14 protein-coding genes are annotated in these 14,275 nt (G+C 71.4%); 11 read left to right on the top strand and 3 right to left on the bottom strand.

Annotated elements, in window-relative coordinates:
• Nucleotides 1–28 precede the first annotated feature (28 nt).
• Nucleotides 29–499, bottom strand: a complete 471-nt coding sequence (locus ACGFY9_RS19210) for an RrF2 family transcriptional regulator (protein WP_393755957.1) — start codon at nucleotides 497–499, stop codon at nucleotides 29–31.
• 156 nt (nucleotides 500–655) lie between these two features.
• On the opposite strand from ACGFY9_RS19210, the gene ACGFY9_RS19205 reads away from it, so the two are divergent.
• On the top strand, nucleotides 656–1,393 hold the full coding sequence (locus ACGFY9_RS19205) for an SDR family oxidoreductase (RefSeq protein ID WP_393755529.1): 738 nt from the start codon (nucleotides 656–658) through the stop codon (nucleotides 1,391–1,393).
• A 5-nt stretch (nucleotides 1,394–1,398) separates the two neighbouring features.
• Here the strand turns inward: ACGFY9_RS19205 and ACGFY9_RS19200 are convergent, their stop codons facing one another.
• The gene (locus ACGFY9_RS19200) at nucleotides 1,399–2,247 is read right to left on the bottom strand and encodes a helix-turn-helix domain-containing protein (protein ID WP_393755955.1); all 849 of its coding nucleotides are present in this window, start codon (nucleotides 2,245–2,247) and stop codon (nucleotides 1,399–1,401) included.
• Between the two features lie 182 nt (nucleotides 2,248–2,429).
• Between ACGFY9_RS19200 and ACGFY9_RS19195 the strand changes: the two genes are divergently transcribed.
• The gene (locus tag ACGFY9_RS19195) at nucleotides 2,430–3,203 is read left to right on the top strand and encodes an SDR family oxidoreductase (RefSeq protein WP_393755527.1); all 774 of its coding nucleotides are present in this window, start codon (nucleotides 2,430–2,432) and stop codon (nucleotides 3,201–3,203) included.
• A gap of 35 nt (nucleotides 3,204–3,238) precedes the next feature.
• Here the strand turns inward: ACGFY9_RS19195 and ACGFY9_RS19190 are convergent, their stop codons facing one another.
• Nucleotides 3,239–3,790 (bottom strand): cysteine hydrolase family protein, encoded by a 552-nt coding sequence (locus tag ACGFY9_RS19190; RefSeq protein ID WP_393755525.1) that lies wholly within the window; start codon nucleotides 3,788–3,790, stop codon nucleotides 3,239–3,241.
• A gap of 124 nt (nucleotides 3,791–3,914) precedes the next feature.
• Here ACGFY9_RS19190 and ACGFY9_RS19185 point away from each other — a divergent pair, with 124 nt between their 5' ends.
• From ACGFY9_RS19185 to obgE, 9 genes are all read left to right on the top strand, one after another.
• Nucleotides 3,915–4,535: a TetR/AcrR family transcriptional regulator gene (locus ACGFY9_RS19185; protein ID WP_393755523.1), complete on the top strand. Its 621-nt coding sequence runs from the start codon at nucleotides 3,915–3,917 to the stop codon at nucleotides 4,533–4,535.
• 19 nt (nucleotides 4,536–4,554) lie between these two features.
• Complete coding sequence (locus tag ACGFY9_RS19180; protein ID WP_393755521.1) at nucleotides 4,555–5,034, top strand: GNAT family N-acetyltransferase; 480 nt, start codon at nucleotides 4,555–4,557, stop codon at nucleotides 5,032–5,034.
• A gap of 3 nt (nucleotides 5,035–5,037) precedes the next feature.
• Nucleotides 5,038–5,571, top strand: coding sequence for a GNAT family N-acetyltransferase (locus ACGFY9_RS19175; RefSeq protein WP_393755519.1), 534 nt, complete (start codon nucleotides 5,038–5,040; stop codon nucleotides 5,569–5,571).
• Nucleotides 5,572–5,586: 15 nt separating this feature from the next.
• Complete coding sequence (locus ACGFY9_RS19170) at nucleotides 5,587–6,696, top strand: hypothetical protein (RefSeq protein WP_393755517.1); 1,110 nt, start codon at nucleotides 5,587–5,589, stop codon at nucleotides 6,694–6,696.
• A 46-nt stretch (nucleotides 6,697–6,742) separates the two neighbouring features.
• The gene (locus tag ACGFY9_RS19165; protein ID WP_393755515.1) at nucleotides 6,743–7,510 is read left to right on the top strand and encodes a TIGR03936 family radical SAM-associated protein; all 768 of its coding nucleotides are present in this window, start codon (nucleotides 6,743–6,745) and stop codon (nucleotides 7,508–7,510) included.
• 263 nt (nucleotides 7,511–7,773) lie between these two features.
• Nucleotides 7,774–11,763 (top strand): Rne/Rng family ribonuclease, encoded by a 3,990-nt coding sequence (locus ACGFY9_RS19160; protein ID WP_393755513.1) that lies wholly within the window; start codon nucleotides 7,774–7,776, stop codon nucleotides 11,761–11,763.
• 230 nt (nucleotides 11,764–11,993) lie between these two features.
• Complete coding sequence (gene rplU / locus ACGFY9_RS19155; RefSeq protein ID WP_006374708.1) at nucleotides 11,994–12,314, top strand: 50S ribosomal protein L21; 321 nt, start codon at nucleotides 11,994–11,996, stop codon at nucleotides 12,312–12,314.
• A 14-nt stretch (nucleotides 12,315–12,328) separates the two neighbouring features.
• Entirely contained in the window at nucleotides 12,329–12,583 is a 255-nt protein-coding gene (rpmA, locus tag ACGFY9_RS19150; RefSeq protein ID WP_019063244.1) for a 50S ribosomal protein L27, read from the top strand.
• Nucleotides 12,584–12,770: 187 nt separating this feature from the next.
• Entirely contained in the window at nucleotides 12,771–14,207 is a 1,437-nt protein-coding gene (gene obgE / locus ACGFY9_RS19145) for a GTPase ObgE (RefSeq protein ID WP_393755511.1), read from the top strand.
• The last annotated feature ends 68 nt before the right edge of the window (nucleotides 14,208–14,275 follow it).

Here is a 14,275-nt window from a genome sequence, read left to right as displayed (position 1 = left end):
CGGTACGCCGACGCGCCAGCCGTGCGGGTCAGTCCGAAGCCAGCCACACACCGACCCCCGCCAACGTCCCCTCCCCGGAGTCCGATTCCACGTCGCGTGCCAGGTCGGCGATCGTGACGGAGCGGAGGGCTTCCCGGCGGGCCGACTCGGCCGCGGCCATCGTGCGGGAGATCGCGCACGGCGTCGTACAGGCCTCGGGCGGGGTGGCCATCGGGCCGCGTTGGCGGATCTCCGTACAGACGAAGGCCGGGTCGGGGCCGTCGATCGCCTCGACGACGTCGAGCACCGTGATCGACGCGGGGGAGCGGGTCAGGACGTAGCCGCCCGACTTTCCCTGGACCGACCGGACCAGGCCGGAGCGGGAGAGGGCCTGGAGCTGTTTGGCGAGGTAGGTCGGGGACACGTCGTGGAACTGGGCCAGGCGGGCGGCCGGGACCGGTGCCTCCGTCGAGGTCAGGACAACGCAGCAGTGCAGGGCCCACTCGACTCCGCCGGACATCTTCACTCACTCATTTTACTCAGACGCCGATTGACTCGGACATCTATTATCCGGGTATTATCTCGGATAGAAAGTGTCCGAGTTTGGTCTTGGGGTGCCGTCGCGATCGGTCGGCGGTACATGTCGGACGTCAGTCATCCACGGAAGGCGTAGGCCATGAAGATCGCAGTCATCGGCGGTACCGGGCTGATCGGGTCGCAGGTCGTGAAGAACCTGAACGCGGCCGGGCACCAGGCAGTGCCGCACTCGCAGTCCACCGGCGTGGACATCATCAGTGGTGAGGGGCTGGAGGCGGCCGTCGCGGGCGCCGACGCCGTCGTCAACCTGACGAACTCACCGACCTTCGACGACGCCTCGATCGGCTTCTTCCAGGTGTCCATGGACAACCTGCTCACCGCGAGCGAGAAGGGCGGGGTCGGGCACTTCGTCATCCTGTCCATCGTCGGCGTGGACCAGGTCCCCGGGCTGGACTACTACCGGGCGAAGGTCCTCCAGGAGGATCTCCTCAAGGGCGGGGCGGTTCCGTACTCCATCGTCCGCGCCACGCAGTTCATGGAGTTCATGGACGCGACCCTCGCGATGACCACCGACGGCGACACCGTCCGGCTGCCGCGTACGCCGATCCAGCCGATCGCCGCCGCGGAGGTCGCCGCCGTCGTCGCCGAGGTCGCCGCGGGCGCCCCGCTGAACGGCGTCCTCGACATTGCGGGCCCGGACGTCTACCCCCTCGACGAACTCGGCCGGCTCACCCTGACCGCCAAGGGCAGCGCGGGTTCCGTGGTCACCGACGACGCCGCGGGCATGTTCGCCGCCGCCCCCGGTGACGTCCTCACCGCCCCGGCCGGCGCCCGCATCACCGCCACCCGCTACACGGACTGGCTCGCCGGGCGCTGACTCGCCTACGGCAGGGGTGCCTTCGGGGTTCCGGCCGCGTGCAGGGACCCCAGCCGGGCCAGCGCCGCCGCGTCCTCCGTGTCCGGCTCCGCCGTGCCGACCAGGAGGCACTGGCCGGGGGCGCTCTGCACGTCGAACGTCTGGTACGTGAGCGTGACGCGGCCCACGTCCGGGTGGTTGAAGGTCTTGGACTGGCGGCCGGGGCGGCCGACGCTGTGGTTCTGCCACAACGTCGCGAACTCCTCGCTCCCACCGAGGAGTTCGGCGATCAGTGAGCCGAGTTCCCGGTCGTCCCGGTCGTGTCCCGTGGCCAGTCGCAGCGCCTCGGCGGAGCAGCGGGCGACGTGCTCCCAGTCGGCGAACAGGTCCCGGGCCGCGGGGTCCAGGAACAGCGAGCGGACCATCCTGCGGCGGTCGCCCAGGGGCGCGAGAAGCGCGTCGGCCAGCGCGTTCGACGCGAGCACCTCCAGGCGCCGGTTGATGACGTACGCCGCCGCCGTCGGGAACGCGTGCATCAGGTGGAGCAGCGCCGCGTCCACCTCGTCGGACGGCTCGGCGGGGACGGGCCTCGGGACCAGGCCGGCCAGGCGGTACGCGTGCCAGCGGGCGTCCGTGTCGAGGCGCAGGGCGCGGGCGATGGCGTCGACCACCTGGCCGGAGGGGCTGCGCTCCCGGCCCTGCTCCAGCCGGGCGTAGTAGTCGGCGCTGACCCCGGCCAGCACGGCGACCTCCTCGCGCCGCAGCCCGGCCACCCGGCGCGCCCCGGAACTGGGAAAACCCACCTCCGCGGGCGTCAGCCGGGACCGCCGCGCACGCAGGAAGTCACCGAGCGCGTAGCCGTCCGTACCGTCCATGCCGTCCATTCCAAAAGCCTACGGCGCCCTCGCTTCCCCGCTCCCGCTTCCTGGGAGTGGCGCACCCCGGAAGCCTTGTCCTGCCTCATCGGGGTGATCGCGCCGATGCTCGGAGGGCACGGAAAGCACGGAAGACGCGGTGGATCACCGCCGCGCGTTCGGGTTCGTTCGAAGGGCTCCCCATGACCGCCTCCACCTCGTCCACCGCCACCGTCCAGTCCACCTCCACCTCCCGTACCGGCAAGGTCGTCCTGATCACCGGCGCGAGCAGCGGTATCGGCGAGGCCACGGCCCGGCTGCTGGCCGCGGCGGGGCACCGGGTGTTCCTCGGTGCCCGGCGCGCCGACCGCCTCGCCGCCGTCGTCAAGGAGATCCGGGCGGGCGGTGGCACGGCCGACCACCGCGAGCTGGACGTGACCTGCCTGGAGAGCGTGCGGGACTTCGTCCGGGCCGCGCAGGAGTCGTACGGGCGGGTCGACGTGCTCGTCAACAACGCGGGCGTGATGCCCCTCGCGATGCTGGAGGCACTGAAGGTCGACGAGTGGAACCGCATGATCGACGTGAACATCCGCGGTGTGCTGCACGGTATCGCCGCGGTGCTGCCCGTCATGCGCGAGCAGGGCGCGGGGCACATCGTGAACGTGGCCTCCGTCGCCGGGCACCGCGTCGATCCCACCGCGGCCGTCTACTGCGCCACCAAGTTCGCCGTCCGCGCCATCTCCGAAGGGCTGCGGCAGGAGAGCCGCGACCTGCGCGTCACCGTGGTCAGCCCCGGCTTCACCCGTACCGAACTGACCGGCGGCATCGGCGACTTGGGCATGCGCGCGGTCGCCGAGGACATGATGGGCATCGCGATCCCCGCGACGGCGATCGGCGAGGCGATCGTCTACGCCGTCAGCCAGCCCGCGGAGGTCGACGTCAACGAGATCGTCGTCAGGCCCACGGCGCAGGGCTGAAGTCCCGGCGGGTTGACGGGTGTTGGCGGAGGGGGTCAGTGCGCGGCGGCCACCCAGTCCGCCACCGTCGTCACCTCCGCCTGCATCGGGAACACCTTCTCCGTGAGGACGCGGTGGACCTCCGGGTCGTTGTCGAGGCAGGCGTCGGACAGGACGGTGAGGGTGAAGTCCAGGTCGGCGGCTTGGCGGAGGGTGGACAGGACGACGCCGCTGGTGGCGATGCCCGTCAGGACCAGGTGGTCGATGTCGTTCGCCCGCAGGACCATGTCGAGGTCGCTGCCCGCGAACGCGCTGACGCGGCGCTTGGTGACGAGGATGTCGCCGGATTCGGGGGCCACGTCCGGGTGAATCTCGTTGGCCTGGGTCGCGGCGGCCGACGCGGGGGCGCCCGCGAGCCTGCCGAACAGCTTGTTGCGGGGGCTGATCTCCGGGGCGCCGGGGCGGAACCTGACGGTCACGTAGATCACGCGGACGCCGTTCGCACGGGCCGCCTCGATCGCCTTGCGCAGGCGCGGCAGGTAGTCCGGGTCGGGGTAACGGTCCACGATCACGCGCTGGACGTCCATGACGAGGAGAGCTTCGGACATGGCTGTCCTTCCGTGAGCTGAGCGCTCGGTCGCTAAGTCATCAGGTGATTACTTGCCTAACGTAACCATGCCCTGTAGTCATGTCAACGAGTGATTACTTGGGCTGGTGGAGGGAGGTCGCCTGGTGGCGGGTGACGTGGACGAGGCCGATGGACCCCGGCGGCGCGACGCTGCGGCGACCCGGCAGGCGTTGCTGGAGGCCGCGAGCAGTCGGTTCACCCGACTCGGGTACGACCGCACGACGTTGCGGGACGTCGCCGCCGACGTCGGGGTCAACCTGGCGCTCATCAAGCGGTACTTCGACTCGAAGGAGGGGCTGTTCAAGGCGGCCCTGGCCTCAACTCCCCGCTTTCTGGGCCGAGATGAGGAGTTCCCGCACGACCGGGCCGGGCTCGCCGAGGCGCTCAGTCACCAACTGTCCGCCGGTGCCTGGCCGGAGTTCGGCGAACACCCCGTGCTGATGCTGCTGCGCGGCTCCGGCGACGAACGCGTGGACGCCCTGCGCCGCAAGGCCCTCGACGAGTTCAGCCGCCAGATCCTCGAAGCGTCCGGCGAGGGCCCGGCGGGCGAGGACGACGAACGGCTGCTGCGCGCGGAACTCCTCGTCGCGCTCGGCGTCGGCGTCGCCGTCGTACGGTCCGCCGTAGGCCTGCGCCCCCTGCGGGACGCGACCGCCGACCAACTGGCCGCGCCCCTGCGGGAGATCGTCGACGCACTCCTGGCGCCCCCTGCCGACGACCGCTGAACTGCCGCACAATGCACGGGTGGACGACATCACGATCCGCCCCGCGGAACCCGCCGAGCTGGACGTCGTCGCGGGACTCCGGTGGCGCTGGATTCTTGAGAACGGAGACCAACCCGTCACGACCCGCGAAGAGTTCGTCCGGCACTTCGTCAACTGGGCTGTGGAGAACGGAAGTTCGCACCGGTGCATGGTCGTCGTGCGGGACGGCGTGCTCATCGGGATGGCCTGGCTGGCCGTTGTCCAGCGGGTGCCGAGTCCGCAGGCCCTGCGGCGGGCAAGCGGCGATCTGCAGTGCGCGTACGTGATCCCCGGCGAGCGCGACGGCGGTGTCGGCGGACGGCTCGTGGAAGCGGTGCTGGCCCGCGCCCAGGACCTCGGGCTCGAACGCGTCACCGTCCACTCATCACCCCGGGCGGTCCCGGCCTACGCCCGCCGCGGCTTCGCCTCCTCGCCCCGGCTCCTGCACGCCCCCGTCGGCCGCACCGACCCCTACCCTTGACCGATGCCTCAACTGATCCTGCCCGACGCCCGGTTCCGGGTCTCCTTCCTGGACGCCGTGTCCGAGCACATCGTCGAGGACGACTTCTTCGGCGGCACCCTCGCGCGCGAACTGCGCGAGCACGGCAGCACCTGGCGGCAGCCGGCGGGGTTCGCGCGGTACGTCGAGGCGGTGCGCGAGGAGGAGTCGGAGGACGGGCGCCGGCCCGAGGGCTTCGTGCCGAACACCTGGTACTGGTACGTCGACGGCGACACCTACCTCGGCCGCATCCAGATACGGCACCGCCTCACCCAGTGGCTCCTCGACTACGGCGGACACATCGGCTACGGCGTCCGGCCGGGCGCCCGGCGCCGCGGGCACGCGACCGCGATGCTCCGCGATGTCCTGCCGTACGCTCAGGCGCTCGGCCTGGATCCGGTCCTCGTGACCTGTGATGCCACCAACATCGCGTCCCGCAAGGTGATCGAGGCCGGTGGCGGGAAGTTCGAGGACGAGCGGGACGGGAAATTGCGGTACTGGATCCGGACAGGGAGCTGAGGCGTCTTGCCCGGTATGGACGCTCCCAGGAAATTCGAGAAGCCGCCCGTACGGCCGTCGCCGCAGCCGCCCGAGGGGTGTCTCGCCGTCGCGATCCGCATCCCCGTGCGGATCGTCGTGCTCGTGCTGGTCGTGCCGGTGCGGCTGGTGCGGGACGGGCTGGTGGTCGGCGGGCGGTTCCTGTACCGGACCGTGCTGCGGCCGCTGGCACGCGCGGTGTTCGTGTGGCCGTGGGTGGCGCTGTGGCGGTACGTCGTCGTGCCGCTCGCCAAGGCACTCGGCCTGCTCGCCAACCTTCTTGTCGTCGTGCCGCTCGTCTGGCTGTACCGGTACGTGCTCACCCCGGTCGGGCACGGCCTCGCCCGGGCCGCCCGGCAGATCGGGAGCGGGCTGGCATGGGTCTACGCGCGCGTGCTCACTCCCGTCGGCCACGCGTGCGCGTGGGTGCTGAACGGGCTGGCCGCCGGTGTGGCGTGGATCGTCGGCGGGCTGGCCGCCGGCGTGGCCTGGCTCGGGCGGTATCTGCTCGTCGTGCCCGCCGGGTGGCTGTACGCCTGGGTCCTCACGCCGATCGGGCACGCGGTCGCCTGGTGCGGGCGGGGACTGGTGTGGCTCGTGCGGGCTGTCGGTACCGGGGTCGGGTTCGTCCTCTACTGGGCGGCCCGGATTCTGCTCGTGCTGCCCGCGATCGGCCTCTGGCGCTGGGTGCTGACACCCGTCGGGCGCGTGCTCGCCGTCATCGGGCGGGAGGTGGGGGACGCCCTCGGGCACGCCTGGCGGATCGCCGGGCACATCTCGCTCGCCGTGGGGCGGGTGCTCGGGACCCTCTTCCGGTGGATCTTCGTCGAGCCCGTGAGCTGGGTGTACCGGACCGTGCTCACCCCGGTCGGACACGTCGTACGGGACCTGGTGCTGCGACCCGCCGCCGAGGCCGCGCGCGCTGTGGGACGGGTCACCCGGCAGGTGCTGGCCGCCGCGCGCGAGTCCGCCCGGCAGGCCCGTGCCGACTTCCGGCGGATGGTTTTCGGCGAGCCTCGGCAGCCCGAGCCGGTGGAGCGACGGGAACCGATGGGCGACGAGACACGTACTCTTGGTAGAAGTACGACCGTTCTCACGAAGGACTAGGACACTGGGCAAGCGACAGCCCGAAGGCCCGCCGCCCGCACCCGCGGTGCAGCGCATCCGACTGCGCTACACCAAGCGCGGCCGCCTCCGGTTCACCAGCCACCGTGACTTCCAGCGCGCCTTCGAGCGTGCGCTGCGCCGCGCCGAGGTGCCGATGGCGTACTCGGCGGGGTTCACGCCGCATCCGAAGGTGTCGTACGCCAATGCCGCACCCACCGGCACGGGCAGTGAGGCGGAATACCTGGAGATCGCGCTCACCGCCGAGCGCGACCCCGACAAGCTGCGCGAGCTGCTCGACGAGTCCATGCCCGTCGGGCTCGACATCGTCGACGCGGTCGAGGCCCGGACCTCCGGGCTCGCCGACCGGCTCACGGCTTCCGTGTGGGAGCTGCGGCTCGACGGGGTGGCGCCCGAGGACGCCGAGCGCGCGGTGGCCGCGTTCAACGCGGCCGAGAGCGTCGAGGTCCAGCGCATGGCCAAGAACGGCATGCGGACGTTCGACGCCCGCTCCGCCGTAGCGCATCTTGAGACGGTTGGTCCACAGGCTGATAGGCCTACCGACCAGGCCTGTGCGATACTGCGGCTGGTTGTTCGGCACGTGACGCCTGCCGTTCGACCCGACGACGTCCTGTCCGGTCTTCGCGCCGTGGCCGACCTGGCGCCGCCGGTCGCCGCAGCGGTGACCAGGCTGGCGCAGGGGCTGTTCGATGAAGAGACCGGCACGGTGACCGACCCGCTCGCGCCCGACCGCGAGGCAGCAGTGACCGGAAATTCCACGGTCGCCGAAGCTGCCGCCGCGAAGGCGCCGGCGTAGGGAAGGTTCCGCGTAGGGACCGATGTCGTAGCGCCGCCCTCGGACTCGGGAGCCACCTGGGTCGGGCAGCGCACCGACCACAAGACTTTCGCCAGGCCGTCCGCATCTGGGCGTACGGAACCGGCGAGACAGGACACAGAGAGCTCCCGTGCGGCGCCCGCGCCCCGGACGGCGGCACCGCGCAACGCGCGAGCCGCGGACGTCACCGGCATCCCTGCCGGACCAGGCGCGGCGCCCGGGAGCCTGACGGGAGAAACGCCCGCATGCTTGAACCGACCGAACCCGCAGAGGGTTCCGAACTGAACACCCCGAGCGACACGCTGCCGCCGCGCCGTAGGCGCCGCGCCGCGTCTCGCCCAGCGGGACCGCCGACCGCCGCCGAGGGCGCGGTCGAGAACAGCGCTCCGGCCATACCGGCCGAGGTGAGCGACGAGAAGCAGGACGAGAGCGTCGAGGTCAGCGCGCCCCTTGAGGCCGCTGTGACTGCCGAGGCTCCTGCTGCCACAGAGGAAGCCGCGCCTGCCGGGCGTCCGCGTCGGCGTGCCACTCGGCGGGTGTCCGCGCCCGCCGGTGCGCCCGAAGCGAATGAGGCCCCCGAGGCGGCCGAGATCGTGGTGCCGGCCGTTGCCGCCGCCGCGCCCGCCGCCGTCGAGGAGACCGCGCCGCCCGCCGAGTCCGACGAGGAAGCCGCGCCGCCGCGCAGCCGCCGTCGGGCCACGCGCCGGGTGACCGCGCCAGAGAGCGTGGCGCCTGCGGCCGTGGAAGAGCCTGAGGTGGCTGTTGCCGCCGAGGCGCCCCTCGCCGTAGAGGCCGTCGTAGAGGAAGAGGCTGCCGCGCCCGCTGGGCGTACGCGTCGGCGTGCCACCCGGCGGGTGTCCGCGCCTGCCGGTGCGCCCGAGACCGCTGAGGTCGTCGAGAGTGCCGAAGCCACCGCAGTGACCGAAGAAGTGACCGAAGGTTCCGCGGCTGCCGCGTCCGACGAGGATGCCGCTCCGCGTCGGAGCCGTCGTCGCGCCACGCGCCGTGTGTCCGCGCCTGCCGGGACGCCCGTGGGCGAGGAGGCCCCTGTGAACGACGAGACCGCCGCGGACACCGCGGAGACGAACACCCCTGCCGAGGCTCCCGCCGAGGACTCCGGGCCGCGACGTCGGCGCCGGGCCGTGCGGACCGCCGCCGGCGGGTTCTCCGCGCCCGCGCCCAAGAACGGGAACGGTGCCGAGGAGGAGGACGGACCGCGTCGTCCGAGGCGGCCCGCTGTGGCCGTGTTCCAGGCGCCCGTCTTCACCGAGCCGATGTTCCAGACCCCGGAGCGGGCCGCCGCTGCCGCGGCCGCCGAGGCCGTGGAGGACGACGAGGAAGAAGTCGTCGCAGCGGAGCCCGTCGCCGTGGAGGTCGTCGAGGAAGAGACCGGCGGGCGTCGTCGGCGTCGTCGCCGGGGTGCCGCCTTCGAGGCCGAGCCCGAGGCGCCCGCCGTGGTCGAGGCCGTCGTAGTGGAGGAGGAGCCCGAAGAGGCCGACGAGGCCGAGGACTCCGCCGACGGTGACGAGACCGAGGAGACCGGTTCGCGCCGCCGCCGTCGGCGTGGTGGCCGGCGTCGTCGCCGTGGCGAGTCCGCCACCGGTGAGGACGAGGGCGAGGACGGCGAGGAGTACGCCGCCGAGCAGGCCGCGCAGGACTCCGAGGACACCGCCGAGCAGGTCGAGGAGGACGCCGAGGAGGCGGACGACGACCAGGGCGGTTCCGGGTCGAGCAGCAGCCGTCGCCGGCGCCGTCGGCGTCGTCGCGCCGGTGACTCGGGCGGCGAGAGCGAGGCGCCCTCGTCGTCGGACGACCCCGAGCGCACCGTCGTCAAGGTCCGCGAGCCGCGCGCCAAGAAGGACGACCACCCCAGCGACGAGGTGCAGTCCATCAAGGGCTCCACGCGTCTTGAGGCCAAGAAGCAGCGCCGCCGTGAAGGCCGCGAGCAGGGGCGTCGGCGCGTTCCGATCATCACCGAGGCGGAGTTCCTGGCCCGCCGCGAGGCCGTTGAACGTGTGATGGTCGTCCGGCAGAGCGGTGAGCGCACGCAGATCGGCGTCCTGGAGGACGGCGTGCTCGTCGAGCACTACGTCAACAAGGAGCAGTCGACCTCGTACGTCGGCAACGTCTACCTGGGCAAGGTCCAGAACGTGCTGCCTTCCATGGAGGCCGCGTTCATCGACATCGGCAAGGGGCGCAACGCCGTCCTGTACGCCGGTGAGGTCAACTTCGAGGCGCTCGGCATGGCCAACGGGCCGCGCCGCATCGAGTCCGCCCTCAAGTCCGGCCAGTCGGTCCTCGTGCAGGTCACCAAGGACCCGATCGGGCACAAGGGCGCGCGTTTGACCAGCCAGGTCTCCCTCCCGGGGCGCTACCTCGTGTACGTCCCCGAGGGCTCCATGACCGGCATCAGCCGCAAGCTGCCCGACACCGAGCGGGCCCGGCTGAAGACCATCCTCAAGAAGATCGTCCCCGAGGACGCGGGTGTCATCGTGCGCACCGCCGCCGAGGGCGCGAGCGAGGACGAGCTGCGCCGTGACGTCGAGCGGCTGCAGGCGCAGTGGGAGGACATCCAGAAGAAGGCGAAGAGCGGCGGCGGCTCGAACGCGCCGTCCCTGCTGTACGGCGAGCCGGACATGACCGTCCGCGTCGTGCGCGACATCTTCAACGAGGACTTCACCAAGGTCATCGTCAGCGGTGACGAGGCCTGGGACACCATCCACGGCTATGTCGCGCACGTCGCCCCCGACCTCGCCGACCGGCTCTCCCGCTGGACCTCCGAGGTCGACGTCTTCGCGACGTATCGCATCGACGAGCAGCTGATGAAGGCGCTGGACCGCAAGGTCTGGCTGCCGAGCGGCGGTTCGCTGGTCATCGACAAGACCGAAGCGATGATCGTGATCGACGTCAACACCGGCAAGTTCACCGGTCAGGGCGGCAACCTCGAAGAAACCGTGACCAGGAACAACCTGGAGGCGGCCGAGGAGATCGTGCGCCAGCTGAGGCTGCGCGACCTGGGCGGCATCGTCGTCATCGACTTCATCGACATGGTCCTGGAGTCCAACCGGGACCTGGTCCTGCGGCGCCTGCTCGAATGCCTGGGCCGTGACCGTACGAAGCACCAGGTCGCCGAGGTCACCTCGCTGGGCCTGGTCCAGATGACCCGCAAGCGCGTCGGACAGGGCCTGTTGGAGTCCTTCTCCGAGACCTGCGTCCACTGCAACGGCCGCGGTGTCATCGTGCACATGGAGCAGCCGACCTCGGTCGGTGGCGGCGGCAAGCGCAAGCGGCGCGGGCGCGGTGGTGACGCCAGCGGGCAGGATGTCCACGACACGCACGAGCACGACCACGAGCACGATGTGGCCGACGACGAGGTCGAGACCGAGGCGGAGGTGGCCGCGGAGGTCGCCATGCCGGTTCCGTTCGCCGAGACCGAGTTCAGGCCCGACGAGGATCTGTACAGCAGCGCCGCCGAGGCGGAGGCCGCGGCCACCCGTGGTGGGCGTTCGCGGCGCCGGACGAGCCGGCGGGCGTCGGCTCCGGCCGGTGCGCCGCGGGGCGAGTCCCGGCAGGCGCGCGAGGTGCGTGAGGAGGCCGAGCCGGCCGCCGTCGCGCAGGCCGAGCCCGTCGCCGTGGAGGACCCGGTCGTCGAGGCGCCCGCGGTTCAGGAGACCCCGGCGTCCGCGCCGGCCGTCGAGGCTCCGGTCGTCGACGATGCCGCGCCCAAGGGGCGTACGCGCCGTCGTGCGACCCGTAAGGCGACCGCGCCCGCCGGTTCGCCGGCCGGGTCCGAGGAGGCCGCCGTCGTGACGGTCACCGAGGCCGCCGCGCCGGTCGTCGTCGAGACGCCCGCGCCCGTCGAGCAGCCCGAGGCGCCCGCCGAGAGCGCGGCTCCGGCCCGCCCCCGGCGTCGTGCCGTGCGCAAGGCGACCGCGCCCACCGCGTCCGAGGAGGCGGCCGTGACGGTCGTACCGTCGGCCGTGGCGGAGGAGGCCCCGGCTGCCGAGGCCGGCGCCGAGGCTCCGGCCAAGAAGACGGCCGCGCGCAAGGCCGCCAAGAAGGCCCCGGCGAAGAAGGCGGCGGCCAAGAAGACGGCGGCCACCAAGACCGCGGCCAAGAAGACGGCCGCGAAGAAGACGACGGCCAAGAAGGCCGCCAAGACCACGTCGAAGAAGACCGCGGCGGCGGAGCGGACGAACCCGTCCTCCGTCACCGCCTCCACCGACGAGGGCTGAAACCCGGGCGGGTGCGGCTGGTCCATGTGACCAGTCGCACTCCCCACCGGGCCCGGTTTGACCCGTTCGGCTGCGGCCCCGTAACCTTGACTGTCGGCGTGTCCACTGGTGACACGCCACATCCCCGTAAACCTCTTCCTCCCGGGCGTGTTCCGCCGGGAGAGGCCGTCTGCTCCGCAGGGCGGCTGGACTGCGGGGGTGCCGTCCCTGAGCTAGAGAGTGAGATCCGCGTGTACGCCATCGTGCGCAGCGGTGGTCGCCAGCACAAGGTTGCTGTCGGCGACATCGTTGAGGTTGACAAGATTTCCACTGCCAAGGTTGGCGACACGGTCGAGCTCTCGACCCTGCTCGTTGTCGACGGCGACGCTGTGACCAGCGACCCGTGGGTGCTGGCCGGCATCAAGGTCCAGGCCGAGATCGTGGACCACCACAAGGGCGTCAAGATCGACATCCTTCGCTACAAGAACAAGACCGGCTACCGCCGTCGTCAGGGCCACCGCCAGCAGTACACGGCGATCAAGGTCACTGAGATCCCCGCGGCTGCGAAGTAAGGGACTGAGGAGAGATGGCACACAAGAAGGGCGCATCGTCCACCCGGAACGGTCGCGACTCCAATGCCCAGCGGCTCGGCGTGAAGCGCTTCGGCGGTCAGGTCGTCAACGCTGGTGAGATCCTGGTCCGCCAGCGCGGCACCCACTTCCACCCCGGTTCGGGCGTCGGCCGTGGCGGCGACGACACGCTGTTCGCGCTGAACGCCGGTGCGGTGGAGTTCGGTACGCACCGTGGCCGCAAGGTCGTGAACATCGTTCCGGTCGCCTGAAGCATCAGGTAGCTGATTCAGGCAACTGATTCAGGCAACTGATCGGAAGCTTTCGCGAGGCGGACCTCACTTCCCGTACGGGAAGCGGGTCCGCCTTTCGCGTGTTTCTACTGGTAGGGCAACACCTGGCTGACAGCACCTGGCTGTAGCCGCAAGACTTTTCTGTACGTAACTGGAGGCACATCCCATGACCACCTTCGTGGACCGCGTCGAGCTGCATGTCGCCGCGGGTAACGGAGGCCACGGCTGTGCCTCCGTCCACCGTGAGAAGTTCAAGCCGCTCGGCGGCCCGGACGGCGGCAACGGCGGAAGGGGTGGGGATGTCATCCTCATCGTCGACCAGTCCGTGACCACGCTGCTCGACTACCACCACTCACCGCACCGCAAGGCCACCAACGGCAAGCCCGGCGAGGGCGGCAACCGCTCCGGCAAGGACGGTCAGGACCTGGTCCTGCCGGTGCCGGACGGCACGGTGGTGATGGACGGCGCGGGCAACGTGCTGGCCGACATGGTCGGTCACGGCACGTCGTACGTCGCCGCGCAGGGCGGCCGGGGCGGCCTCGGCAACGCGGCGCTGGCCTCGGCCCGCCGCAAGGCGCCGGGCTTCGCACTCCTTGGCGTCCCCGGTGACCTCCAGGACATCGTCCTGGAGCTGAAGACGGTCGCCGACGTGGCGCTGGTCGGCTACCCGAGCGCCGGCAAGTCCTCGCTGATCTCCGTGCTGAGCGCGGCGAAGCCGAAGATCGCCGACTACCCCTTCACGACCCTCGTCCCGAACCTCGGCGTGGTGACGGCCGGCGAGACGGTCTACACGATTGCCGACGTGCCCGGCCTCATCCCCGGCGCCAGCCAGGGCAAGGGCCTGGGCCTGGAGTTCCTGCGCCACGTAGAGCGCTGCAGCGTGCTGGTGCACATCCTGGACACGGCGACGCTGGAGTCCGAGCGCGACCCCATCTCCGACCTCGACATGATCGAGGAGGAGCTGAAGCAGTACGGCGGCCTCGACCGGCGTCCGCGCATGGTCGTCCTCAACAAGATCGACGTACCGGACGGCAAGGACCTGGCCGAGATGGTGCGGCCCGACCTGGAGGCGCGCGGCTACCGCGTCTTCGAGGTGTCGGCGGTAGCGCACACGGGACTGCGTGAACTCTCCTTCGCGCTCGCGGAGTTGATCGCCGCGTCGCGTGCGGCGAAGCCGCAGGAGGAGGCGACCCGGATCGTCATCCGCCCGAAGGCGGTCGACGACAGCGGCTTCACTGTCGTACAGGAGGAGGACGGCCTCTTCCGCGTGCGCGGCGAGAAGCCCGAACGCTGGGTCCGCCAGACCGACTTCAGCAACGACGAGGCCGTCGGCTACCTCGCCGACCGCCTCAACCGCCTCGGCGTGGAGCAGTCCCTGATGAAGGCGGGTGCCCGCTCCGGCGACGGCGTCGCGATCGGCCCCGAGGACAACGCGGTCGTCTTCGACTGGGAGCCGACGGTGATGGCCGGAGCGGAGATGCTCGGCCGCCGCGGCGAGGACCACCGCTTCGAGGCCCCGCGCCCGGCGGCACAGCGCCGCCGCGACAACCAGGCCGAACGGGACGATGCGACCCAGGAGTTCAACGACTTCAAGCCGTTCTGAGGGGGGCACTGCGCGGCTTCCGGGGGAGTGGGGCTGGGCGGTGACTGACTGTCGGGCGGGGTGATTGT

Origin of the sequence: Streptomyces sp. NPDC048504, from assembly GCF_043200035.1 — a bacterium.
Lineage (GTDB): Bacteria > Actinomycetota > Actinomycetes > Streptomycetales > Streptomycetaceae > Streptomyces.
The sequence above is the reverse complement of the archived record's forward strand: the minus strand, read 5'-3'. Positions and strand labels throughout refer to the sequence as shown.

Bases quoted from the DNA above. Each gene is read 5' to 3' on its own strand.
- rpmA (WP_019063244.1), top strand. From the start codon at position 12,329: ATGGCACACAAGAAGGGCGCATCGTCCACCCGGAACGGTCGCGACTCC.
- ACGFY9_RS19195 (WP_393755527.1), top strand. From the start codon at position 2,430: ATGACCGCCTCCACCTCGTCCACCGCCACCGTCCAGTCCACCTCCACC.
- obgE (WP_393755511.1), top strand. From the start codon at position 12,771: ATGACCACCTTCGTGGACCGCGTCGAGCTGCATGTCGCCGCGGGTAAC.
- ACGFY9_RS19190 (WP_393755525.1), bottom strand. From the start codon at position 3,790: ATGTCCGAAGCTCTCCTCGTCATGGACGTCCAGCGCGTGATCGTGGAC.
- ACGFY9_RS19160 (WP_393755513.1), top strand. From the start codon at position 7,774: ATGCTTGAACCGACCGAACCCGCAGAGGGTTCCGAACTGAACACCCCG.
- ACGFY9_RS19175 (WP_393755519.1), top strand. From the start codon at position 5,038: ATGCCTCAACTGATCCTGCCCGACGCCCGGTTCCGGGTCTCCTTCCTG.
- ACGFY9_RS19205 (WP_393755529.1), top strand. From the start codon at position 656: ATGAAGATCGCAGTCATCGGCGGTACCGGGCTGATCGGGTCGCAGGTC.
- ACGFY9_RS19210 (WP_393755957.1), bottom strand. From the start codon at position 499: ATGTCCGGCGGAGTCGAGTGGGCCCTGCACTGCTGCGTTGTCCTGACC.
- ACGFY9_RS19200 (WP_393755955.1), bottom strand. From the start codon at position 2,247: ATGGACGGTACGGACGGCTACGCGCTCGGTGACTTCCTGCGTGCGCGG.
- ACGFY9_RS19170 (WP_393755517.1), top strand. From the start codon at position 5,587: ATGGACGCTCCCAGGAAATTCGAGAAGCCGCCCGTACGGCCGTCGCCG.